The organism is Shewanella sp. AS16, assembly GCF_021412365.1.
GTDB lineage: Bacteria > Pseudomonadota > Gammaproteobacteria > Enterobacterales > Shewanellaceae > Shewanella > Shewanella salipaludis.
Genome location: NZ_JAKCLK010000482.1, coordinates 1 through 279, shown reverse-complemented (window position 1 = coordinate 279; position 279 = coordinate 1). Strand labels below are relative to the sequence as shown.

At 48.0% G+C, this 279-nt stretch carries 1 protein-coding gene; it reads right to left on the bottom strand.

From position 1 onward, the window contains the following. On the bottom strand, window positions 1-279 hold a 279-nt coding region (locus LZP73_RS21195), incomplete at both ends, for an anti-phage BREX system Lon protease BrxL (protein WP_326490395.1).

Here is a 279-nt window from a genome sequence, read left to right as displayed (position 1 = left end):
CGAGCGCAGCAGCACATCGATCCACTGATCACGGTTAAAGTGTTTACGCGCATCGAACACTTCTTCCATATCCATATTCGGCATCTGGATAGGCTTAAGCGTCATCAATGAGAAGGGCGAAGTCTTCTGCCCTTCTTCAAAGAAATAGTTGACGGTAATCATGCACCAGATACCGCCCGTCAGTAGCTTCTCGTTGTCTTTAACCATCTGTGATGGCACCAGCGCGTCTTTGATGCCGAGGTTAGAAAGCTGGGCTTCGTAAACGTCTTTTTTCTGGTT